This window comes from Stenotrophomonas sp. YJH_SMC_53 (assembly GCF_059369995.1).
This window is the reverse complement of sequence record NZ_JCAFTF010000018.1, coordinates 1-21,770: the sequence shown is the minus strand read 5'-3', so window position 1 is coordinate 21,770 and position 21,770 is coordinate 1. Positions and strand designations below refer to the sequence as shown.

At 68.1% G+C, this 21,770-nt stretch carries 15 protein-coding genes; 7 read left to right on the top strand and 8 right to left on the bottom strand.

Translation table 11 applies throughout. The features are described 5' to 3' along the window. The first annotated feature begins 85 nt into the window (after positions 1-85). Entirely contained in the window at positions 86-388 is a 303-nt protein-coding gene (locus AC5P7X_RS19560) for a TFIIB-type zinc ribbon-containing protein (protein ID WP_329843657.1), read from the top strand. 77 nt (positions 389-465) lie between these two features. Here the strand turns inward: AC5P7X_RS19560 and AC5P7X_RS19555 are convergent, their stop codons facing one another. The 6 genes from AC5P7X_RS19555 to AC5P7X_RS19530 all read right to left on the bottom strand — a co-directional run bounded on the left by AC5P7X_RS19555 (position 466) and on the right by AC5P7X_RS19530 (position 7,418). After that, positions 466-978 (bottom strand): GNAT family N-acetyltransferase, encoded by a 513-nt coding sequence (locus AC5P7X_RS19555; RefSeq protein WP_005418491.1) that lies wholly within the window; start codon positions 976-978, stop codon positions 466-468. A gap of 81 nt (positions 979-1,059) precedes the next feature. Beyond that, on the bottom strand, positions 1,060-2,085 hold the full coding sequence (locus AC5P7X_RS19550; RefSeq protein WP_053499355.1) for a copper resistance protein B: 1,026 nt from the start codon (positions 2,083-2,085) through the stop codon (positions 1,060-1,062). After that, on the bottom strand, positions 2,082-3,890 hold the full coding sequence (locus AC5P7X_RS19545; RefSeq protein WP_329843658.1) for a copper resistance system multicopper oxidase: 1,809 nt from the start codon (positions 3,888-3,890) through the stop codon (positions 2,082-2,084). Before AC5P7X_RS19545 ends, AC5P7X_RS19550 begins: the two co-directional genes overlap by 4 nt. Positions 3,891-3,965: 75 nt before the next feature. Continuing rightward, entirely contained in the window at positions 3,966-4,349 is a 384-nt protein-coding gene (locus AC5P7X_RS19540) for a CopL family metal-binding regulatory protein (protein ID WP_329843659.1), read from the bottom strand. Positions 4,350-4,553: 204 nt separating this feature from the next. Then, positions 4,554-6,359, bottom strand: a complete 1,806-nt coding sequence (gene recQ / locus AC5P7X_RS19535) for a DNA helicase RecQ (RefSeq protein ID WP_005418471.1) — start codon at positions 6,357-6,359, stop codon at positions 4,554-4,556. A gap of 510 nt (positions 6,360-6,869) precedes the next feature. After that, on the bottom strand, positions 6,870-7,418 hold the full coding sequence (locus AC5P7X_RS19530) for a Dps family protein (RefSeq protein ID WP_005418469.1): 549 nt from the start codon (positions 7,416-7,418) through the stop codon (positions 6,870-6,872). A gap of 86 nt (positions 7,419-7,504) precedes the next feature. Between AC5P7X_RS19530 and hrpA the strand changes: the two genes are divergently transcribed. Then, positions 7,505-11,587, top strand: a complete 4,083-nt coding sequence (gene hrpA, locus AC5P7X_RS19525; protein ID WP_329843653.1) for an ATP-dependent RNA helicase HrpA — start codon at positions 7,505-7,507, stop codon at positions 11,585-11,587. A gap of 74 nt (positions 11,588-11,661) precedes the next feature. On the opposite strand, the gene AC5P7X_RS19520 is transcribed toward hrpA, so the two are convergent. Then, entirely contained in the window at positions 11,662-12,186 is a 525-nt protein-coding gene (locus AC5P7X_RS19520) for a hypothetical protein (RefSeq protein WP_053500608.1), read from the bottom strand. Positions 12,187-12,316: 130 nt separating this feature from the next. Here AC5P7X_RS19520 and AC5P7X_RS19515 point away from each other — a divergent pair, with 130 nt between their 5' ends. Both AC5P7X_RS19515 and AC5P7X_RS19510 read left to right on the top strand, forming a co-directional pair. Then, on the top strand, positions 12,317-14,473 hold the full coding sequence (locus tag AC5P7X_RS19515; protein WP_206620877.1) for a RelA/SpoT family protein: 2,157 nt from the start codon (positions 12,317-12,319) through the stop codon (positions 14,471-14,473). A gap of 30 nt (positions 14,474-14,503) precedes the next feature. Beyond that, positions 14,504-16,069 (top strand): hypothetical protein, encoded by a 1,566-nt coding sequence (locus AC5P7X_RS19510; RefSeq protein WP_053500604.1) that lies wholly within the window; start codon positions 14,504-14,506, stop codon positions 16,067-16,069. Here AC5P7X_RS19510 and AC5P7X_RS19505 read toward each other — a convergent pair. Beyond that, positions 16,066-18,165, bottom strand: coding sequence for a glycosyltransferase (locus tag AC5P7X_RS19505; RefSeq protein WP_053500602.1), 2,100 nt, complete (start codon positions 18,163-18,165; stop codon positions 16,066-16,068). The two genes, AC5P7X_RS19510 and AC5P7X_RS19505, sit on opposite strands and share 4 nt — an antisense overlap. 96 nt (positions 18,166-18,261) lie before the next feature. Between AC5P7X_RS19505 and mrcB the strand changes: the two genes are divergently transcribed. The 3 genes from mrcB to AC5P7X_RS19490 all read left to right on the top strand — a co-directional run. Further along, a complete protein-coding gene (gene mrcB, locus AC5P7X_RS19500; RefSeq protein ID WP_069139358.1) occupies positions 18,262-20,688 on the top strand; it encodes a penicillin-binding protein 1B in 2,427 nt (808 codons plus the stop codon). Then, on the top strand, positions 20,685-21,221 hold the full coding sequence (locus AC5P7X_RS19495) for a hypothetical protein (protein ID WP_050562713.1): 537 nt from the start codon (positions 20,685-20,687) through the stop codon (positions 21,219-21,221). The genes mrcB and AC5P7X_RS19495 overlap by 4 nt, the downstream gene beginning before the upstream one ends. A gap of 457 nt (positions 21,222-21,678) precedes the next feature. Beyond that, a partial coding sequence (locus AC5P7X_RS19490; RefSeq protein WP_495215275.1) for a transposase occupies positions 21,679-21,770 on the top strand: 92 nt, incomplete at its 3' end.

Here is a 21,770-nt window from a genome sequence, read left to right as displayed (position 1 = left end):
AAGTCTGTGTGCCATCGGTCATGTGTTACCGCACAGTCATCGGTGGGCAGGTAGAGTCGTTGCCGGACCTTCAGGAGCCATGCCCATGCTGTGCCCCGTGTGCAAGACCCAGACCCTGCAGATGGCCGAGCGCCATGGCATCGAGATCGATTACTGCCCCGGCTGCCGTGGCGTGTGGCTGGACCGTGGCGAGCTGGACAAGATCATCGAACGCGCCGGCGCTGCGCTGCCGCCGCCGGCACCTGTGCAGGCGCAGCCGGCGACCACGCCGCCGCCGGTGATGCATCGTGATACCCGCCACTTGGGCCAGCGCTACGAGGACAACCGGGGCCACGGATACAAGAAAAAGAAAAAAGGCAGCTTCCTGTCTGAGTTGTTCGATTTCTAGTTTGTAGCGTCGAGCCATGCTCGACTGGATGTTGCCGCCTATAGTCGAGCAAGCTCGACTCTACATGGAGCGCGTGATCACGTCCGCCGCAGGATGAACTCGCGGTCGCGCGTATCCCCGACGATGAAGTCGTACTCGCCGACCTTGCTGCAGCCATAACGCGCGTAGAAGCGCTGCGCGCCGAAGTTCTCCTCCCAGACGCCCACCCACAGGGTGCGGCGGTGCGGTTGGTCCAGCCAGGCCATGAACGCGTCCATCAGGCGTGCACCATGGCCGCCGTTCTGGTGTGCGGCCAGGATGTAGAACCGCTTCAGTTCGATGTCGCCTTCGCGGGCCTCGGCATGCGGCAGGGTGTTGGCACCAGCAGCCAGGTAGCCGACCACGTTGTCGCCGTCCACCAGCAGCCAGATCGCGCTGCGCGGGTCGGACAGTTCGGCGCGCTGCGGCTCGCTGCTGTAGTGCGCCTGCAGGAAATCCTGCAGCTCCTGCGCCGGATACGAGTCGCCCCAGGTTTCGTTGTAGGTGGCAATCGCGATGGCCGACAGGGCGTCGACATCGGCAAGGGTGGCGCGGCGGATCTGCAGCGACATGGCGGAGCCTGCATTGGAACGTGGCGCAGTGTAGCCGGCCCCGGCGGCTGCCGGGGCTGGCCAATGCTCACGAACCGCTGCTCAGAACCACATGCGCACGCCCGCCACCCAGCGCGTGTCGCGTGCGTGGTCGCCAGCATGATCGGCGGTGTCGCCAAACGTGCGCTCGTGGCTGATGCCGATGTACGGCGCGAAACGGCGGCTGAACTCATAACGCAGGCGCAGCCCGGCTTCGACCTTGTTCAGTCCGCGACCAATGCCGTACTCCGGCTCATCCTTGGCTGCGACGGTGGCTTCCAGCAGCGGCTGCAGGATCAGGCGGTTGGTCAGCAGCACGTCGTACTCGACCTCGGCCTTGGCCAGCACCTGGCCACCGGAACCCATGTACAGCGTCGCCGAGCTTTCGAACTTGTACGGCGCCAGGCCCTGGATGCCGATGGCCGCCCAGGTGCGCGAGTCGGCCGGCCGGAAGTCCTGGCGCACGCCGATCAGCACGTCCCACCACGGCGATACGCTGCGACCATACAGTGCTTCCAGTGACGACGATTCCGTGCTGCCGCGGCTGCGTTCGCCATCGGTGCGCAACCACAGGCGGTTGATGTTGCCACCGATCCAGCCGGTGGCCTCCCAGGCCTGGCCGGTGCTGTTCTTGCCGTCCCAGTGTTCGAGGCGATCGATCAGCAGCAGGCTGTTGATCTGTGGTGCATGCTCCATCGCACCATGCGCGATCGGAGGGAAGGCGGCAGCGCGGTCGGCATCGGTGGGAACCGGGATCGGCTCGCGCGGTTCGATCGGTGCGGGCGTGCCGTGACCCATGGCGGCGTGATCCATCGTGGAATGGTCCATCGCCGCTGGCTGCATCGCGCCATGGTCCATCTTCGAGTGGTCCATCGTGGAGTGGTCCACGCCGGCCTGACCCGCCGCACCCATGTTCATCTTCGAATGATCCATCTTCGAATGATCGACCGGTTCGGCCGGGGTCTTCGCGGTCTTCGGCGGCGGGTCCATCGTGCCCATGTCATGCCCGGCATGCGACTGCGCGAACACCGGCAATGCGGTGGCCAGGCCCAGGGCCAGCAGGCTGGGGGAAAGCAGTGAGCGGCTCATTCTTCGATCCTCACTTCGCGCATCATGCCCGCTTCCATGTGGTACAGCAGATGGCAGTGGTAGGCCCAGCGACCGAGCGCATCGGCACGCACGCGGTAGCTGCGGCGGGTGCCGGGTGGCATGTCGATGGTGTGCTTGCGCAGCTGGAATTCGCCCTGCGCGTTCTCCAGATCACTCCACACGCCGTGCAGGTGGATCGGGTGCTGCATCATGGTGTCGTTGACCAATACGATGCGCATGCGCTCGCCGTAGTTCAGTCGCAGCGGCTCGGCGCTGGCGAACGGAATGCCATCGAATGACCAGGAGAACTTCTCCATGTGGCCGGTCAGGTGCAGCTCGATCTCGCGGCTCGGCTCGCGGCCATCGGGGTCCTCGAACAGGCTGCGCATCGCGCCGTAGGTGAGTACCTGGCGACCGTTGTCGCGCAGGCCGATGCCGGGATCGTCCAGCTTCGGTTCGGTAGCCGAGCTCTGCATGTCCACCAGCGGGTTGTTGCGCTCACTGGCCGGGTGCTTCGGTGCCCTGCTGGCGGTATCGCCGTCGTGGCCCATGCTGGCGCCGCAGCCGCCTTCCATGCCCTTCATCGCGGCCATGTCATGGCCACCATGGCCACCATGGCCACCACTACCCATGTCGTGCCCCATGTCGCTCATCGTCAGCAACGGGCGTGGGTCGCGCGCGGGAATCGGTGCCTGCAGGCCATGGCGGACTGCCAGCGTTCCGGCGGCAAAGCCGGTACGGCCCATGTCCTGGCAGAAGATGGTGAACGCATCCTGCCCGGTCGGTTCCACCAGCACGTCGTAGGTTTCGGCCGGCGCGATGCGGAACTCGTCGATGCTGACCGGATGGATGTACTGGCCGTCGGCGGCGACCACGGTCATTTTCAGGCCGGGAATGCGCACGTCGAAGTAGGTCATCGAGGCGCCGTTGATGAAGCGCAGCAGCACTTTCTCGCCGCTGCGGAACAGCCCGGTCCAGTTGCCGGCCGGAGCGGTGCCATTCATCAGGTAGGTGTAGGTGTGCGCATTGATGTCCGAGATGTCGGTGGGCGTCATCCGCATCCGCCCCCACATGCCACGGTCGGACAACGCGGCCGACCAACCGTCGCGCTTCACGTCACGCAGGAAGTCGGGCAGGGTGCGCTTGTAGTAGTTGTCATGCTCGGCGAGCTTCTTCATGCGCCGGAACAGCGCGCCGGGGTCCATGTCGGTCCAGTCGGACAGCAGGATCACGTGCTCGCGGTCGTGGTGGTAGGGCGCCGGCTCGGCCGGGTCGATGATCAGCGCTCCGTAAAGGCCGGCCTGCTCCTGGAACATCGAGTGGCTGTGGTACCAGTAGGTACCCGACTGCTTCAGTTCGAAGTGGTAGTGGTAGGTCTCACCGGGGCCGATGCCGTTGAAGCTCAGCCCCGGCACACCGTCCATGTTGGCAGGCAGCAGGATGCCGTGCCAATGGATCGAGGTCGGGTGGCGTTCCAGGGTGTTGCGCACGAACAGGTCCACGGTCTGGCCTTCGCGCCAGCGCAGGATCGGTGCCGGCAGCGAGCCGTTGACGGTGATCGCCGGGCGGGTGCGGCCAGTGAAATTGGCCAGCGATTCGCCGATGGCCAGTTCGATGCGGGTGTCGCTGAGCACGGCGGGGGCGCCGGCCAGGCGTGGGGCGGCCGTGGCGGCGGCGAGCGCGCGCTGCGGCACGCCGACAGCGGCGATGCCGGCAACCACGCCACCGGCGGCCAGGCCCTGCACGAACAGGCGGCGCGACGGCATGGGCACAGCGCCCGGACCGGGGGGAATGCGGGTATTCATGGTGGTGACTCCAGACACGTAAAGACGCCGGCAGGCGGCCGGCTGCGGTGCGCAGGGCGCACGGTGCGTGTGGAATCAGCCGATGGGAGGGCGTGAGATCGGCGGCAGCGGCGGCGCCGGCCGGCCGGTGGCCGGCATCGGCTGCGGGGCCAGCGACAGTGCCGGGCCGGCCATGACCGGCAGCGGCAGCACCGCCAACAGCGGGTGCTGGGCGCAGCTGCGCACGCAGTCCTTGATCTGGCAGTGGGCGTCGTGGGCCGGGGCCTTGGCCTGCGGGGCCGGGTCGGCCTGCATGCCCGCGTGGTGGTGGCAGTCGGCAGTGCCGCCATCAACAGCCGCGGCTGCGGCGTGGGCCATCCGCCCCATTTCTTCGTGACCACGGGCCAGGGCCGCGTTCAGCCCGTTGAGCAACAGGCTGAGCATGAGCACGACGCGGAGCAGGGTTGAGGCCAGGGACATGACGCTAATCTAGCCGCAAGCGGACGCGGATGCACTTCCGGCTGAATGGCCGGTTCAAGATTGGACCTGCACCAGCGTAGAGCCGAGCCCACGCTCGGCTGCTGTTCGCGCAGAGGCAGCCGAGCGTGGGCTCGGCTCTACAGGGGCGCCCGCGCGCCGTTGGGGCCATGCCCGGCGGCCGCGCAGCGCGGCAACGCGATACCGTCAGCCCTCTTCACGGACGATCTCGACCAGGCGCGGGCCGTAGCGGCTCAGCTTGGTACCGCCGATGCCGCCGACCCGGGCCAGTTCATCCAGGCTGGTCGGGCGCTGCTCGGCGATGTTGCGCAGGGTGCTGTCGTGGAAGATCACGAACGCCGGTACGTTCTGTTCCCGGGCCAGTTCGGCGCGCAGGCCGCGCAGCGCGTTGAACAGGGCCAGGTCCTGCGGCAGCACCGACAGGCCGGTGCGCTGCGCACTGCGCTCGCGTCCGCTGGTGCTGCTGGCCGGGTCGCGGCGCATGCTGATCTGGCGGCGGCCGGTCAACACGTCGCGGCTGGCATCGGTCAGGCGCAGGCCACCGTGACCCTCGCTGTCCACTTCCAGCAGGCTGGCCGCGACCAGCTGGCGGAACACGCTGCGCCAGGTGCGTGCATCGAGGTCGCGGCCGATGGCATAAGTGCTCAGCTTGTCGTGGCCCTGCTGCCTCACCTTCTCGTTCTCGCTGCCGCGCAGGATGTCGATCAGGTGGCCGACACCGAAGCGCTGGCCGCTTCGATAGACGCAGCTCAGCGCCTTCTGTGCCGGTATGGTCGCGTCCCACGAGGCCGGTGGCGTCAGGCAGTTGTCGCAGTTGCCGCAAGGCTGGGGGTAGGTCTCGCCGAAGCCGGCCAGCAGCACCTGGCGGCGGCACTGCATCGATTCGCAGTAGCCCAGCAGATGGTCGAGCTTGGCCCGCTCCAGCTGCTTGCGCTCTTCGCCCGCCTCGGACTGCTCGATCATCTGCTTGAGCAGTACCACATCACCCAGGCCGTAGCACAGCCAGGCCTCGGCGGCTTCGCCATCGCGGCCTGCGCGTCCGGTTTCCTGATAGTAGCCCTCCATCGACTTGGGCAGGTCGGTATGCGCGACGAAGCGCACGTCCGGCTTGTCGATGCCCATGCCGAAGGCGATGGTGGCACACATCACGATGCCGTCCTCGCGCAGGAAGCGGCGCTGGTTGCCGGCGCGCACTTCCGGCGGCAGGCCGGCGTGGTAAGGCAGAGCGTTGAAGCCCTGGCCGCAGAGGAATTCAGCGGTCTCCTCGACCTTGCGCCGCGACATGCAGTAGACGATGCCGGCCTCGCCACGGTGGCCGCGCAGGAAGTCGGTCAGCTGCTTGCGGGCGTTGTCCTTCTGCACCACGGTGTAGCGGATGTTGGGACGGTCGAAGGAACTGACAAAATGGCGCGCTTCCTGCAGATCGAGGCGCTCGGCGATCTCGCGCTGGGTCGGCGGATCGGCGGTCGCGGTCAGCGCGATCCGCGGGATCTGCGGCCAACGCTCGTGCAGCACGGTCAACTGGCGATATTCGGGGCGGAAGTCATGGCCCCACTGCGACACGCAGTGTGCTTCGTCGATGGCGAACAGGGCGATCTGGCTGCGCGACAGCAGCGACAGGAAACGCCCGGTCAGCAGCCGCTCAGGGGCGACATACAGCATGTCCAGTTCGCCGGCGAGCAGCTCGCGCTCGACGCGGCCGGCGGTCTCGGCATCCAGGGTTGAATTCAGGTACTCGGCGCGCACGCCGAGCTGGCGCAGGGCTTCGACCTGGTCCTGCATCAGTGCGATCAGCGGCGAGATGACGATGCCGCAACCGTCACGCAGCAGGGCCGGGACCTGATAGCACAGCGATTTGCCGCCGCCGGTGGGCATCAGCACCAGGGCGTCGTGACCGGCAGCCACATGCTCCACGATGTCCTGCTGCGGACCACGGAAATCGTCGTAACCAAAGACGCGTTGAAGCAGGTCGTGCGCGGGACGGGAAGCCATCCGGCTAGTTTACCCCGGCGGGGGTGTCTCGGCAGGGCTGCGCCTTGGGAACGCGCCATCGCATGCGCGCTGCCGCTCCCACGCTTCGCTGCGCGAAACGCGGGCCCCACTTACCAGCTCCCAGACCCCCGCCGCTTCGCGTCCGCCCCCTGACTCAGGGGGCTCTCCCCCAGACTTGGCCCGGTGGCGGGTAGATCCACGCCATGCGTGGATGAAATCTGTCAGATATCGACAATCAAAATGGGGTCAGATCCGTTTTCCTGCGGAAAACGGATCTGACCCCAAGCAATGCCCTGGCAGATCGCGGAAATCTGTCGAAGGCGGGGTGGGTCCGGTTGAGGGGGTGTGAGCGGCATGGATGCCGCGACCAAGCCCCCATGGACGGGTTCACGGCGTCCCCCTCAACCGGACCCACCCCGCCAACCTTCAGGAAACTGGCTTTTGCTCTGGCTCTGGCTTGAAGGCTTCGGCGGGTGCAGGGCTGCAAGCCCTGCCGAACACCCCCAACCCTTACTGCAACAGCGAGCGCAGCATCCAGGCGTACTTCTCGTGGGTCTGCAGGCGCTGGGTCATCAGATCCTCGGTCGGGGCATCGTCACCCTTGGCCGCCACATCCAGCACTTCACGCGCCGTACGGCATACCGCTTCGTTGGCGACCACCAACTGGCGTACCATTTCACGCCAGTCCGCACTGTCGGTCAGGCCCGGTTCCTCGACGATCGAGGTCAGCGCAGCGAATTCCCGGTAGGAGCCCGGGGCATTGAAGCCCAGCGCGCGGATGCGCTCGGCCACGTCGTCCAGTGCCGCCCACTGCTCGGTGTACTGCGTCTCGAACATGGTGTGCAGCGAGTTGAACATCGACCCGGTCACGTTCCAGTGGAAGTTGTGCGTCTTCAGGTAGAGCGTGAACGCATCGGCCTGGAAGCGCGACAGACCGTCGGCGATCTTCTTGCGGTCGCCCTGGGTGATCCCGATATCGATGTTCGGCGCCGACGGTGCCGCCGCTGCAAGCTTCTGCTTGCCGGTCTTGGCCTTGGTCGTGCTTTTGGTCTTCGCCATGAGGTTCCTCCTTATGGAATCGTTGGCCTTCACAATAAACCGGTCGTGATGACTGGTCGCTTTCAAAGTTTTGAACGAACCGATTGATGAACTCTATCGATAAAAATCCATCGCCCCGCCTGCGCCAACAGCGCGCCGCCATCGACGGCGCCATGAGCCGCGACCGGGGCCGTTTGCTGGGAATGCTCTCGCGTTGCCAGGCCAAGCCGCAGGATGCGGCACTGGCCGCTACTTTCGAGCAGGCCTTGCAGGCGTCGGTGCAGCGCCGGCAGGTGCGGGCGCAACAGCAGCCGTCCATTACTCTGGACCCGCAGCTGCCGATTGCGCGTGAAGCCGACGCGATCATCAAACTGATCCGCGACCACCAGGTGGTGGTGATCGCCGGTGAAACCGGTTCGGGCAAGACCACCCAGCTGCCGAAACTGTGCCTGGCCGCAGGCCGTGGCCAGGCCGGCATGATCGGCTGCACCCAGCCGCGACGGATCGCCGCACGTGCGGTCGCCAGCCGCGTGGCGCAGGAACTGCAGAGCGAACTGGGCCAGCTGGTGGGCTACCAGGTACGCTTCAATGACAAGGTCAGCGACGACAGCCGCATCAAGTTCATGACCGACGGCATCCTGCTGGCGGAGATCGCCAGCGACCGCTGGTTGTCGAACTACGACACGATCATCGTCGACGAGGCACACGAACGCAGCCTCAACATCGACTTTCTGCTGGGCTACCTGAAGCAGCTGCTGCGCAAGCGCCCGGACCTGAAGCTGATCGTCACTTCGGCCACCATCGACACCGAACGCTTCGCCCAGCATTTCGACAACGCACCGGTGATCAGCGTCGAAGGCCGCACCTACCCGGTGGAAGTGCGCTACCGCGCGCTGGAAGGCGAGGGCGAAGACCAGGGCGAACGCACCGTCAACGATGCCATCGTGTCGGCTGTCGACGAGATCACCCGCCTGGACGCACGCGGCGACGTGCTGATCTTCCTGCCGGGCGAGCGCGAGATCCGCGATGCGCACCAGTCTCTGGAACGGCGCAAGTACCGCAATACCGAGGTGCTGCCGCTGTACGCGCGCCTGTCCAACCAGGACCAGGACCGGGTGTTCAACCCCGGGCCGAACCGGCGCATCGTGCTGGCCACCAACGTGGCCGAGACCTCGCTGACGGTGCCACGCATCCGCTACGTGGTCGATCCGGGCTTCGCCCGCGTCAAGCGCTACAGCCCGCGCAACAAGCTGGATCGCCTGCACATCGAGCCGATCTCGCAGGCCAGCGCCAACCAGCGCAAGGGCCGCTGCGGCCGTATCGCCGAAGGCATCTGCTACCGCCTGTACGCCGAGGCGGATTTCCAGGCGCGGCCGGAGTTCACCGATCCGGAAATCCGCCGTTCCAGCCTGGCCGGCGTGATCCTGCGCATGCTGCAGCTGGGCCTGGGCCGCATCGAGGAGTTCCCGTTCCTGGAGGCGCCGGACGAGCGTGCCGTTGCCGATGGCTGGCAGCAGCTGACCGAGCTGGGCGCGATCGATGCCGAGCGGCGCATGACCACCATCGGCAAGCAGATGGCGCGCCTGCCGGTGGACGTGAAGCTGGCGCGCATGCTGGTGGCCGCACAGGCTGCAGGCTGCCTGCGGCCGATGCTGGTGATTGCCTCGTTCCTGGGCATCCAGGACCCGCGCGAACGCCCGCCGGAAGCGCGCGGTGCCGCCGACAACGCGCATGCGCAGTTCGCCGATGGCCGCTCCGAGTTCGTCGGCGTGCTGCGCCTGTGGGATGCCTACCGGCAGGCCCACGAAGACCTGACCCAGTCCAAGCTGCGCGACTGGTGCGGACGTCATTTCCTCGGCTTCCTGCGCATGCGCGAGTGGCGCGAGCTGCATCGCCAGCTGCGCCTGCTGTGCGAGGAACTGGGCTGGAAGGAAGAAACCACCGATGCCTCGATGGCACCGCTGCTGGCTGGCAGCAGTGCGCCGGCCCCAGCGCGTGATGATGCAGCGGCGGTGAAGGCCACCCGTGGCCAGCTGCACCGCGCCGCGCGCTTGGCCCGCGAAGGCAAGGCCGAGGCCGCACCGGCCCCGGTGGCCGTGCGCGAACAGAGGGAACAGGCGCCGGCTGGCGGTGGTTTCAGCGAGCGTGTGCGCGCGGCCGCCTACCAGACCCTGCACCGTGCACTGGTGGCGGGCCTGCCGACGCAGATCGGCCACCGCACCGAGAAGGGCGATTTCCAGGCGCCGCGCCAGCGCCGCTTCCTGCCGTTCCCGGGCTCGGCGCTGTCCAAGCGCCCGCCGCCGTGGCTGCTGGTGGCCAACCTGCTGGACACGCAGAAGGTCTGGGGCATGACCCTGGCCGCGATCGAACCGGACTGGGTGATTGCCGAGCTGCCGCACCTGCTGCTGCGCAAACACTTCGACCCGCACTGGTCGCGCGCGCAGGGCCAGGTGCTGGCGTCCGAGCAGATCAGCCTGTTCGGCCTGGTGCTGGCACCGAAGAAACCGGTCCATTACGGCCGCATCGCGCCGGGCGAGGCGCATGACATCTTCGTGCGCCAGGCGCTGGTGACCGGCGAGATCAATACCCGTGCCAGTTTCGTCGCCGACAACCAGAAGGTGCTGGAGGTCGCGCGCGAGGAAGAAGCCAAGCTGCGCCGCGCCGGCATCGTTGCCGACGAAGACTGGCAGGCACGCTGGTACCTGGACCGGGTGCCGCCGCAGATCCACTCGGCGGCGGGACTGGATAGCTGGTGGAAAGGGCTGGCGCCGGAGCAGCGCAAGGCGCTGCACTGGTCGTTGGCAGACCTGTTGCCCGGTGAGGGCAGCGAACAGGAACGCTATCCGAAGTACCTGGCGCTGGGCCAGGCGCGCTTGCCGCTGCACTACCGCTTCGAACCGGGGGCCGACGACGATGGCGTGACCCTGGACGTGCCGCTGCACCTGCTCAACGCATTGGATCCGGTGCAGCTGGGCTGGCTGGCGCCGGGCTTTGTCGCCGACAAGGCCTCGGCACTGATCCGCAGCCTGCCCAAGGCGATGCGCCGCAACTACGTGCCGGCGCCGGACTTCGGTCGCGCGTTCTACGAGGCCTTCCCGCAGCCCAGCGCTGATGCCATCACTGGCGAGCTGGCGCGTTTCCTGTCACGTGCGACCGGCGCGACGGTGACCGCACTGGATTTCGAGCCGGGTTCGATCGAGCCGCACCTGCACATGAACCTGCGGCTGCGCGACGAACAGGGCAAGGTGCTTGCCACCTCGCGTGATCTGGAAGCGCTGCGCGCGAAATTCGGTGGCCGTGCTGGCGATGCCTTCGCCGCGCGTGCCGGGCGCGAGATGGCGGCTGACGGCCTGCGCACGTTCCCGGCCACGCCGATTCCGCTGCAGGTACCCGGTGAAGCCGGCGTGCCGGCCTATCCGGCGCTGCTGGACGAGGGCGACAGCGTGGCGCTGCGCATCTTCGCCGATCGCCAGCAGGCGCAGGACGCCCATCCGCTGGGCGTGCGCCGCCTGCTGGAGATCGCCCTGGCCGAGAAGGTGAAGCAGGCACGCAAGCAGTTGCCGGTCGGTGCCAAGACCGGCCTGTTGTATGCCGCGATCGAATCGCAGGAGCGGCTGCGTGGTGACCTGGTCGATGCGGCGATGAACGCGGTGCTGGCCGAGGGCCTGGAGGAAATCCGCGATGCGACGGCGTTCGAGCAGCGTCGCGAACACGCCGCCAAGGCCCTGTTTGGCGAGGCGATGTCGCGGCTGAAGCTGGCCGAGACCATTCTGGCGCTGGTGGCGGAGCTGAAGCCTATGCTGGAAGCGCCGTTGATGGGCTGGGCGCGCGGCAACCTGGACGACATGGAAGCGCAGCTGGCCGGGCTGATCCACCCCGGCTTCCTGCGCGACACGCCGGCCGACGCGCTGGCGCAGTACCCACGCTATCTGAAGGCGATGATCCTGCGCACCGAACGTGCCAAGCGTGATCCGCCGCGTGACCAGGCGCGCATGCTGGAACTGCACCCGTTCCTGGAAGCGCTGGAGGCGGGCGAGCAGCAGGGCCTGCGTGATCGCCCGCAATGGCAGGCGCTGCGCTGGGATCTGGAAGAACTGCGGGTATCGCTGTTCGCGCAGGAGCTGGGTGCACGCACCGGTATCTCGGCGAAGAAGCTGGCGCAGCGCGTGGCTGCATTGCGCCAGGCCTGAGCGCGCCACGGTCGCCCCGTCGGGCGACCGTGGCCGGCCGGGCAGGGAGCCGGCATGGCCGGAATGCCCGGGCGTTACTTGGTGCGGCGAACCTTCGGCTGCACGTTCACCCCGTCCACCTTCATATACCACGCGCCCATCACCCCTGGGCGCATGCTGACGCCCGGGGCGTCCTTGCGGCCACCGGAATAGTGCGTGGCGTCTATCTGCTCCCACTCCTGGCCGTTCTGCAGCACGTAGCGGCGGCCCTGGCCGAATCCACGGAATTCGCCCTGCAGGTTGCTTTCGATCGGTTCGCTGCTGCCGAAGTCCAGGAAGCCGCGGTTCTTCTTGATCACTTCCTGGCGGCCTTCTTCGCGCGCTGCGGCGACGGCCTGGGTGGTGGCCGCCTCGACCTTGCCCTGCAGCCAGCGGTTGAGCGTGGCCAGTTCACCGGCACTGAGCTTGTCCAGGCCGGCGGCCTTGAACTCGGAGGGCGACATCTGCTGCTGCAGGTCGCCCTCCACCACGCGCTGGGCCAGCGCAGGCGCGGACAGGGACAGCAGCACGGCGGCACAGGCCAGCAGCCGTGGACGGACGCGCGGGGCAATCGAAGGCATGGCGGGTCTCTCCTGGGTGTGTGGGCGAGTGTAGCGGCATGTCTTCATGCCGGGTGATGGTGGGTGCAGTGATTGTCCCTGAACGGCGCCGGCGCTAGTGTAGAGGCCTCTGTCTTGCCTGCTCGATGCTGTGAACCGCGCTTCCGTCCCTGGCCTGGATGCCTTGTTGAACCGTCCCTCGGCAGCGGTGCTGCCTGCTCCGCTGCGCCAGGCCCTGCGTGAGCATTGGGAAGCGCCGGATTGCGAGCACCAGATGCGTGCCACCTGGTCGGTGCTGGGCGATACCCTCGATGCGCTGGCGATGCTCTCGGCCGATGAAGGCGCAGTGGTGGCCGCATTGCTGTTCGACCTGCCGGGCCTGCGCGCCAGCCTGGACCAGCTGCCGCTGGGCAACCACAAGGCGGCGGTGATCGGCCTGCTGGATGGCCAGGATGCGGCCGACCCGGTGTGGGCGCTGCACGCCGGCCGTGAGGCGGGGCGCAACAGCGAAGGCCTGCGCCGGCTGCTGCTGGCGATCATCCGCGACCTGCGCGTGGTGCCGATCCTGCTGGCACGGCAGCTGGCGCGGATGCGCGCGGCCGACAAGCTGGACGAGGAGCAGCGCCGCGCGCTGGCCCAGCTGACCCGCGACATCCACGCGCCCCTGGCCAACCGGCTGGGCATCTGGCAGCTGAAGTGGGAGCTGGAGGACCTGGCGTTCCGCCACCTGGAACCGGAAACCTACCGCCGCATCGCCCGCGAGGTGGATGAAACCCGCATCGCCCGCGAGCGTTACGTCGAGAACGTCAAGAAGGTGCTGTCGCGCGAGCTGGTCGCCCAAGGCATCAAGGCCGAAGTCAGCGGCCGCCCGAAGCACATCTACAGCATCTGGCGGAAGATGCAGAAGAAGCGGCTGGCCTTCGACCAGCTGTATGACATCCGTGCGGTGCGCGTGATGGTCGACGACGTCGCCGCCTGTTATGCCGCGTTGGGCGTGGTGCACGCGCTGTGGGCACCGGTACCCAGCGAGTTCGATGATTACATCGCACGCCCGAAGGCCAACGACTATCGCTCGCTGCACACCGCCGTGGTCGGCCCGGAAGGGCGCACCATCGAAGTGCAGATCCGTACCCACGAGATGCACTCGCAGGCCGAGCTGGGCGTGGCCGCGCACTGGAAGTACAAGGAAGGTGGCAAGGGCGCGGAGAAGTCCTTCGACCGCAAGATCACCTGGATGCGCCAGTTGCTGGAACAGGCGCAGGACGGGCAGGGTAATGAACTGGCCGGGGCGCTTGATGCCGAGCTGACCGAGGACCGGGTCTATGCGCTGAGCCCGAAGGACGAGGTGCTGGACCTGCCGCAGGGCGCTACCCCGCTCGATTTCGCCTACCAGGTGCATACCATGGTCGGGCACCGCTGCCGCGGCGCAAAGGTCAACGGCCGCATCGTGCCGCTGACCTACCGCCTGCGCAGCGGCGACCGCGTCGAGATCCTGACCGGCAAGGAGGCCGATCCGCGCCGCGACTGGCTGATGCCGGCCAACGGCTTCCTGGCCAGCAACCGCTCGCGCGAAAAGGTGCGCAGCTGGTTCCACAAGCTGGACCGCGCGCGCAACGTGCAGGCCGGTCGCGAGCTGCTCGAGCGCGAGCTGAAGCGGCTGGGCCTGCAGCACGCGGACCTGGCCGTGGCGGCGAAGAAGTTCCATGCCGACAGCGTCGATGACCTGTACATCCAGGTGGCGCTGGGCGATACCGGCCCGAGCCAGGTCAGCCGTGCGCTGCTGGAGGCGGAGCGTGCCGCCAGCCAGCCCGCGCCCGCACCGTCCCTGCCGCGGCCAACCGCGCGCCGCGAGAACCTGGGCAAGTCCAAGTTCACCGTGCAGGGCGTGGGCAACCTGCTGGTGCAGCTGGCACGCTGCTGCCAGCCGGTGGCCGGCGAGCCGATCATCGGCTACCTGACCCGTAGCCGGGGTGTCACCGTGCATCGTGCAGACTGCGCCGCGCTGGCCCGGCTGGCGGCCAGCAGCCCGCAGCGCATCCTGCCGGTGGAGTGGGGCCAGGCCGGGGGCGGCTACGAGGTGGACGTGGTGGTCGATGCGGTCGATCGCCGCTGGCTGCTGAAGGACATCACCAACCTGATCGCCCAGGAAGACGCCTACGTGCTCGACATCCACAGTGACAACGTGCGCAACAGTGGCCGTGCCCACCTTCGGCTGCGCCTGAAGGTCAGTGACTACGGGCAGTTGTCGACGCTGCTGGGCAAGCTCGATGCGCTGCCGGGCGTGAGCGAGGCGCGTCGCCTCGGCTGAGCTTCACGCTGCCCCGGCTACCCTGCACGCATGGAACGCGAGCCCCCGCATCGCCCGCATGGCGCTGAACACCCTGCGCTGGACCGCGTCCGTCGCGAGGGGCGTTGGTGGTGGCTGCAGGCGCGCCATGCGCGCCGGATCTGGCGCTGGGCGCTGCTCGCAGCGCTGGCCGTGTTCGTGCTGCTGGTCCTGCTGCGCAAGCCGTTGGCAGACTGGTTCTGGGATGAGCCGCAGATCGAACAGCTGCTGGCCGAGGGGGATCGTGCATTGGCGGCTGGGCGCCTGAGCGATGCCGATGGCAGTGGTGCGCGCGAGCGCTACCAGGCGGCGCTGGCGCTGGACGGTGATCGCCCGCAGGCGCGCCAGGGCCTGGCCAATACCGGCGCGGCAGCGCTGCAACAGGCGCGCGATCGCCTGCAGGCGGATGACCTGGACGGCAGCGCGCAGGCTCTGGCACTGGCCCGTGAGCTGCAGGTGCCGCAGGGCGACGCCGATGCGGTTGCCCGCCAGTTGCAGGCGCGACGCAGCGCCGGAGCCGGTATTGGTGCGTTGTTGGCGCAGGCGCGTAACGCGTTCGCGGCCGGACGCCTGGATGACGGCGACAACAGTGCGTTGCCCTTGTTCCAGCGCATACTGGCCCTGCAGCCGGACAACCTGCCGGCGCTGGAAGGGCGCGAAGATGCGCTGAGCGACCTGCTGCTGCAGGCACGCACGCTGGCGGAGCGAGGGGAGTTGGCCGAGGCGGCCGCGCTCCTGCGTCGTGCCCGTCAGTTCGATGCTGGTCATGCCGATCTACCGGCGAGCGAGGAGGCCCTCGCGCGCGCCGCCGACCGGCGCCTGCGGCAGGCGCAGCGTGCGTTGCGACGGCAGCAGCTGGAAGCTGCGGCCAAGGGCTTCCAGGCGGTGCTGGTGGTGGCCGCCGATGATTCCAATGCCCAGCGCGGGCGTGAGCAGACCCTGCAGGCAGTGGTTGCACGCAGCCAGAAGTCCGCCGACGACTTCCAGTTCGATACGGCGCAACGTGATGCGGCCCTGGCGGCGGAGCTGGGGGCTTCGCAGGCAGTCCGGCAACAACTGGCGCAGCGCCTGCAGCGCGCGCAGCAGGCGCAGCGGGCCCTGCAGCAGCCCGCGGTCAGCACGGCGCAGCGCGAACGCCAGCTGCGCGACCACCTGCGGAAGATCGAACGTGCCGAGCGCGCGGGGCAGTGGATCAGCCCACCCGGGCACAGCGCGTTCGACGCGTTGCGCGAAGCCCAGTCGCTGGCTCCCCGCGATGCGCGGGTGAAGGCAGCCGCCGCACGCTTGCTGCCCGCCAGCCGACGCTGCTTTGACGACAATCTGCGGCAGAACCGCGTGCAGGCGGCAGGCGCCTGCCTGCAGGCCTGGCAGACCCTGTCACCGACCGCAGCCGGACTGCCCTCGGCGCGGCTGCGGTTGGCCCAGCGCTGGCTGGCGATCGGCAGCGAGCGGCTCGGCAACGGTGACCTGGCCTTCGCCGCGCATGCCGCCGAACAGGCGCGGTTGCTGCAGCCGGATCTGGCCGAACTGCCGGCGTTTGAAGATCGCCTGCGCCGCGCCGGTGGACGGGCGGACTAGGCGAAGAACACCCGCTGCACGGTCGCACGGGCGGCTTCGAGTGAGAAATGTTCGGCGACGTTGGCCAGGCCAGCATCGGACAACTGCTGCCACAGCTGCGGGTCCTGGTACAGGCGGACCACCGCATCGGCGAAACCGGTAGCGTCATCGGCCACCAGTACGTCCTGGCCGGGATGCAGGTGCATGCCTTCCACGGCGCAGGTGGTACCGACTACCGGTTGGCCATGGGCCATGCTCAGGTTGATCTTGCCTTTTACGCCGGCACCGAACCGCAGCGGTGCGATGGCAATGCGCGCGCCGTCCATGTAGGGCGTGATGTCTTCGACGAATCCGTGCATCTGCACGCCGGGGTGGCGTGCGGCCAGTGCCAGCAACGATTCCGGCGCCGCGGCGCCGATGCAGTGCAGGCGTACCTCCGGTAGCCGGGCGCGGATGTGGGCGAAGACCTCGCCGATGAACCACTCCATCCCGTCCAGGTTCGGCGGATGGCGGAAGCCACCGACAAACACCAGATCGTGTCGTTGCTCGTAGACGGCGCCGGCGCCGGCAACCTCGTGCAGGTTGGAAATCAGTTCCACCCGTACCCGCGGCGCATCGGCCTGCAGCTGCTCCCGTTCGGCCGCACTGACCAGCACGGTGATGTCGCACTGCTCCATCACTGCCAATTCACTGCTGCGGGTGCGTTCTGCTGCGCGCAGCAGCGCCGTATCACCGGCCACTTCGGCACCGCGGCGTTCGCGCAGGTAGTGCAGGTCGACCGTGTCGAACACGGTTCGTGCCTGCGGCGCATAGCGCTTGAGCAGGGGCAGGCACTCGTGGGCGACGTGGTGGCGCACCAGCATCGCCACGTCGAAACGCGACCCATGGCTGCGCAGCCAGCCGGCCACGCCGTCCAGGAAGGGGGCGTACCAGACTTCCACGCCCATCCGCTGCAGCGCCTCGGTCGCCGCGCCGGCATGCTCGCGCCGGGTCGGGACGAATACCACGTGGGCACCGCCCTGCAGCAGCAGGCGGATCAGATTGACCTGGCGCAGCGACCCGGAATCGCGATCGGGCTGCGGTACTTCCTCGTCCAGGATCAGCACCTGGCGCCGGCCGCGCAGCAGCAGCGCTGGCGACGGCACTGCGCCGACCGCCGGATGGCGGGCCAACTCGGTGGCCCAGCGCGCGGCGAAGATGGCCTGGTTGCGCACCTGGTAGGCCTTAACCCCGCTGCCGGTGTCGGTGCCGTTGCTGGTGCCTTCGTCGTGGATCACCCGGCTGGCCGGCTGCACCAGCACGCGCAGGCCCTGTGCACGCACGCGGAAGGCCAGGTCGGTGTCCTCGTAGTACGCCGGCCTGTAGCGGGTATCGAAGCCGTCCAGCTGCTGCCAGAGGGTACGCGGCAGCATCAGCGCCGCACCGGAGCAGTAGTCGACGTCGCGCAGGCTGGCAAAGCGCGGGTCGTCAGCGGCCTCGAAGCGGCCATAGCTCCAGCCACTGCCATCGGCGAAGATCACTCCGCCCGATTCCTGCAGGCGGCCATCGGGATACAACAGCTGGCTGCCGACCAGGCCGGCGTCGGGGACGCTGCCGAAGGTGTCCAGCAGGGCGTCGAGCCAGCCCGGCTGCGGCACCGTATCGTTGTTGAGCAGCACCACGTAGCGGCCGCGTGCGCGCGATACACCCTCGTTGCAGGCTTCGATGAAGCCGCCGTTGTGCGCACGCACCTCATAGCGCAACCCCGCCACCTGCGGCATCCACTGTGCGGTGGCGTCGCTGCTGCCGTCATCCACCACCAGGATCTCGCACGCGGCTGCGGGCGGGTGTGCCGCCAGGGCGCGGAGGCAGGCCAGGGTGTGGCCGACATGGTTGTAGACCGGGATGACGATGCTCACCTCCGGCGACTCGCTGAACGGCACCGTGAAGGGGGCGAAAGCCTGTGCTGGCGGCAGGAACAGGGGCGTGCGCGGCGCGGGAACGGCGCGCTGGGTGTGCACGCGGATGCGTTGCCAGGTGGCCCGCCACCCGCGGGTGCGCAGGCTTGCCAGGCTCCGGCGGGCCAGGCCCGACAGGCGGTTGATCAGGTATCGGATCTCGGCCAGGGACATCGCCATCCGGTTGCAACTCCAGCTTAAGCAGGGGAACCCGGGAGAATTCGCCAGCCGCAGTGGCTGGGGTAGACTCGCCAGACCCTACATTCTCGCATTCCCGTGCCCCGACGCTACGATTCCGACGACATCGACGATTTCGACGACGACCAGCAGGACAGCGGTCCGCTGTGGCGGCGCCGGCTGATCACCTGGAGCATGGCTGCGGTCGCATTGGGATTGGGTTTCCTCATTCCCTATACGCTGTACCTGAACCAGCAGGTGACCCAGCGTTTCGGCGAGCTGCGCTGGCAGATTCCGACGCGCGTGTATGCGCGCCCGCTGGTGCTCACCCCCGGCAAGGCGATGGATGCGTCCACGCTGAAGACCGAACTGGCCGCCTCCGCCTATCGTGATGACGGGCAGGGCAAGGAGCCGGCCACCTATGCGGTGAACGGCGGTCGCTTTGTGATCTCCAGTCGTGGCTACAACGACGTCGATGGCCGGGTGGCGCCGCGCCGGGTGGAGCTGTCGCTGGCCGATGGCGGCGTGGCCTCGCTGCGCGACGCCGACAGCCGCAAGGCACTGAAGGCCGCGCGGCTGGATCCGGCGCGCATCGCCACGCTGTACGGCCAGAAGCAGGAAGAACGCCGCCTGATCCGCATGGACGAGGCGCCGGACCTGCTGGTGACCGGCCTGCAGGCAGTGGAAGACAAGGACTTCAACCGCCATCACGGCATCGACCTGTCAGGCATCGCGCGCGCGGTGTGGGTGACGATCCGTTCCGGTGGCCAGAGCCGCCAGGGCGCTTCGACGCTCACCCAGCAGCTGGCCCGCAGCGGCCTGCTTGGCATCGGCAAGGAACAGACGCTCACCCGCAAGTTCAATGAGGTGCTGTACGCGCTGATCATGGAAGCGCGCTACGACAAGCGCACGATTTTCGAGGCGTATCTCAACCAGGTGTACCTGGGCCAGCGTGGCAGCCAGGCGATCCATGGCATGTCCTCCGGCGCCGAATTCTGGTTCGGGCGTGACCTGCAGTCGCTGGAGACCGAGCAGATCGCCCTGCTGATCGGCCTGGTCAAGGGGCCGTCCTTCTACGACCCGCGGCGCAACCCGGAACGCGCGCTGGATCGCCGCAACTTCGTGCTGGGCAAGCTGCACGACGCCACGCTGATCGACGATGCCGAGTACCAGCGCGCGCTGAAGGCTCCGCTGGGCGTGCCCAAGACACCGGGCCTGGTGGCTGCCAACCGCTTCCCCGCCTACGTCGACCTGGTCCGCCGGCAGCTTGCGCATGACTATCCGGAATCTGCGCTGCAGGGCGCGGGCCTGAGCGTGATGACCGGCATGTCGCCGTCCGCGCAGGCCTATGCCGAAGGCGCGGTGACCCGCACCATCAAGTCGCTGGAAAGCCAGCGTCGCCCTGAGCTGCAGGCCGGCATGGTGCTGACCGACGTGCACAACGGCGACGTGCTGGCGGTGATCGGCAGCCGTGAGGTGTCCGAGGTCGGCTTCAATCGTGCGATCGAGGCGCAGCGCCCGGTCGGTTCGCTGCTCAAGCCGTTCGTGTACCTGCTGGCCCTGGCGCAGCCTGACCGCTATTCGCTGGCCAGCTGGGTCGATGATTCGCCGGTGACGGTGCAGCTCGGCCGCGGCCGCAACTGGAGCCCCGGCAACGCCGACAACCGCAGCCACGGCACGGTGCGCCTGATCGATGCGCTGGCGCATTCGTACAACCAGGCGACGGTGCGCTTGGGCATGCAGGTCGGCCCCGAGCGCGTGACCCAGCTGATCCATGTGCTGGCCGGCATCAAGGCCGAGGCCAATCCGGCGGTGATCCTCGGCTCGACCGACCAGAGCCCGTATGCGATGGCGCAGCTGTACCAGTTCCTCGCGTCCGGTGGTGAGATCCAGCCGTTGCACGCCGTGCGTGGCGTGCTCGATCCGCAGGGCAAGCTGCTCAAGCGCTACGACAAGACCCCGGCACCGGCACAGGAAGGCGATTCGATTGCCGCCAACCTGATCAGTGTCGGCCTGCAGCAGGTCGTCGCCAGCGGTACCGCGCAGCGGCTCAATGCTGATGGCCTCGGCCGTCTGCAGCCAGCCGGCAAGACCGGCACCACCAACGATGGCCGTGACAGCTGGTATGCCGGCTACACCGGCGACCACCTGGCGGTGATCTGGATCGGCAACGATCAGAACCAGCAGGCCGGCCTGTATGGCGCCACTGGCGCGATGCGGGTCTGGTCGGGCATCTTCCAGCGCCTGCCGAGTGCGCCATTGCGGGTCAGCAACAAGGGCCTGGATTGGCAGCCGGTGGCTCCCACCGGTCTCAACAGCACCGATGAAGGCTGCCCCGGCGCGCGTCGTTTCCCGTTCGTGGTGGGCTATGCGCCTGCCTATGCGCCGTGCGCGCCGGCCGCGTCGCCCGAGGGGCAGGGCGAGGCTGAAGGCGAGGGCGGTGGCTGGCGCAGCTGGTTCGGCCTGGACCGCAAGCCGGAAGCACCCGCCGAACCTGCCGCCACCACTTCTCCCCCGAGCCGATGATGCCGATGAACATGCGTACCCTGCTGCAGCCCCTGGCCCTGACCGGCCTAAGCCTGGCCTTGGCCGCCTGCGTGAGCAGCGCGCCGCCGGTAGTCAAGCCGGTCGATACCACCACGCCGGCGCAGCGCCTGGCGGCCGTGGATGCTGCAGCGGGTCCGGACGACAAGGAACTGTCGGTGCAGCCGCTGCGTGATTCGCAGGTGGAAGACCTGAGGCTGGCCGCACAGGCGCAGCGCCAGGCCAACGACCTCGCCGGTGCCGCCAGCAGTCTGGACCATGCGCTGGAGATCGTGGCCGGTGACCCGGCCGTGCTGCAGGAGCGTGCCGAACTGGCGCTGCTGCAGGGGCAGTGGGCACAGGCGGAGACGTTCGCGCGCAAGGCCGTGGATCTGGGCTCGAAGACCGGGCCGCTGTGCCGCCGGCACTGGGCGACGATCGAGCAGTCGCGGCTGGCCCGGGGCGAGAAGGAGAATGCGGTGTCGGCGCATGCGCAGATTGAAGGCTGCACCGTGCCGGGCATCAAGCGGTACTGAGGTATTCCACTCCACCGGGCGCTGCCCCCTCTGCGGCGCGCGCACTGATGGATGCGGGTGATGGGCCGGGCGGGTGGGGCGTGCAGGACACGCCGTAAACCCATCCATGGGGGCTCGATGGCGCCATCCATGGCGCCAACGGTCCTGCACGCCCCACCCACCCGGCCCGCCATACATCGCGCGGGCCGCAGGCAAGAACAAAATCAAAAACAAAGGCGGGTCGCGCGCTGCGCGCGCTCGCAGTAATCCGTCTTCTTTTCCCGTTCCTTCCACCGCTTCCGAGCTGCCAGTAGAGCAGGCTCGACGCTACGAAGCGCGTCCCGCCGTCACCGGGAAACTGTCGAAGGCAGGGGACTGTGGGTTTGCGGGGTGTCCGCGGCATGGATGCCGCGGCCAAGCCCCCAGGGATGAAGTGACCCCCAGGAGTTGGACGCCAGATCCAACCTCCGAGGGATACATGAACAGATATGACGCGCGCTTCAAGCTGCAGGTTGCCAAAGAGGCCTGCAAGACCTCCACATCGATCAAAGCCATTGCCCGTCGCCACGG

What these genes read in the sequence shown, in the direction of transcription:
- AC5P7X_RS19560 (WP_329843657.1), top strand. Translation starts at nt 86, where the DNA reads ATGCTGTGCCCCGTGTGCAAGACCCAGACCCTGCAGATGGCCGAGCGC.
- AC5P7X_RS19555 (WP_005418491.1), bottom strand. Translation starts at nt 978, where the DNA reads ATGTCGCTGCAGATCCGCCGCGCCACCCTTGCCGATGTCGACGCCCTG.
- AC5P7X_RS19550 (WP_053499355.1), bottom strand. Translation starts at nt 2,085, where the DNA reads ATGAGCCGCTCACTGCTTTCCCCCAGCCTGCTGGCCCTGGGCCTGGCC.
- AC5P7X_RS19545 (WP_329843658.1), bottom strand. Translation starts at nt 3,890, where the DNA reads ATGAATACCCGCATTCCCCCCGGTCCGGGCGCTGTGCCCATGCCGTCG.
- AC5P7X_RS19540 (WP_329843659.1), bottom strand. Translation starts at nt 4,349, where the DNA reads ATGTCCCTGGCCTCAACCCTGCTCCGCGTCGTGCTCATGCTCAGCCTG.
- recQ (WP_005418471.1), bottom strand. Translation starts at nt 6,359, where the DNA reads ATGGCTTCCCGTCCCGCGCACGACCTGCTTCAACGCGTCTTTGGTTAC.
- AC5P7X_RS19530 (WP_005418469.1), bottom strand. Translation starts at nt 7,418, where the DNA reads ATGGCGAAGACCAAAAGCACGACCAAGGCCAAGACCGGCAAGCAGAAG.
- hrpA (WP_329843653.1), top strand. Translation starts at nt 7,505, where the DNA reads ATGAACTCTATCGATAAAAATCCATCGCCCCGCCTGCGCCAACAGCGC.
- AC5P7X_RS19520 (WP_053500608.1), bottom strand. Translation starts at nt 12,186, where the DNA reads ATGCCTTCGATTGCCCCGCGCGTCCGTCCACGGCTGCTGGCCTGTGCC.
- AC5P7X_RS19510 (WP_053500604.1), top strand. Translation starts at nt 14,504, where the DNA reads ATGGAACGCGAGCCCCCGCATCGCCCGCATGGCGCTGAACACCCTGCG.
- AC5P7X_RS19505 (WP_053500602.1), bottom strand. Translation starts at nt 18,165, where the DNA reads ATGGCGATGTCCCTGGCCGAGATCCGATACCTGATCAACCGCCTGTCG.
- AC5P7X_RS19495 (WP_050562713.1), top strand. Translation starts at nt 20,685, where the DNA reads ATGATGCCGATGAACATGCGTACCCTGCTGCAGCCCCTGGCCCTGACC.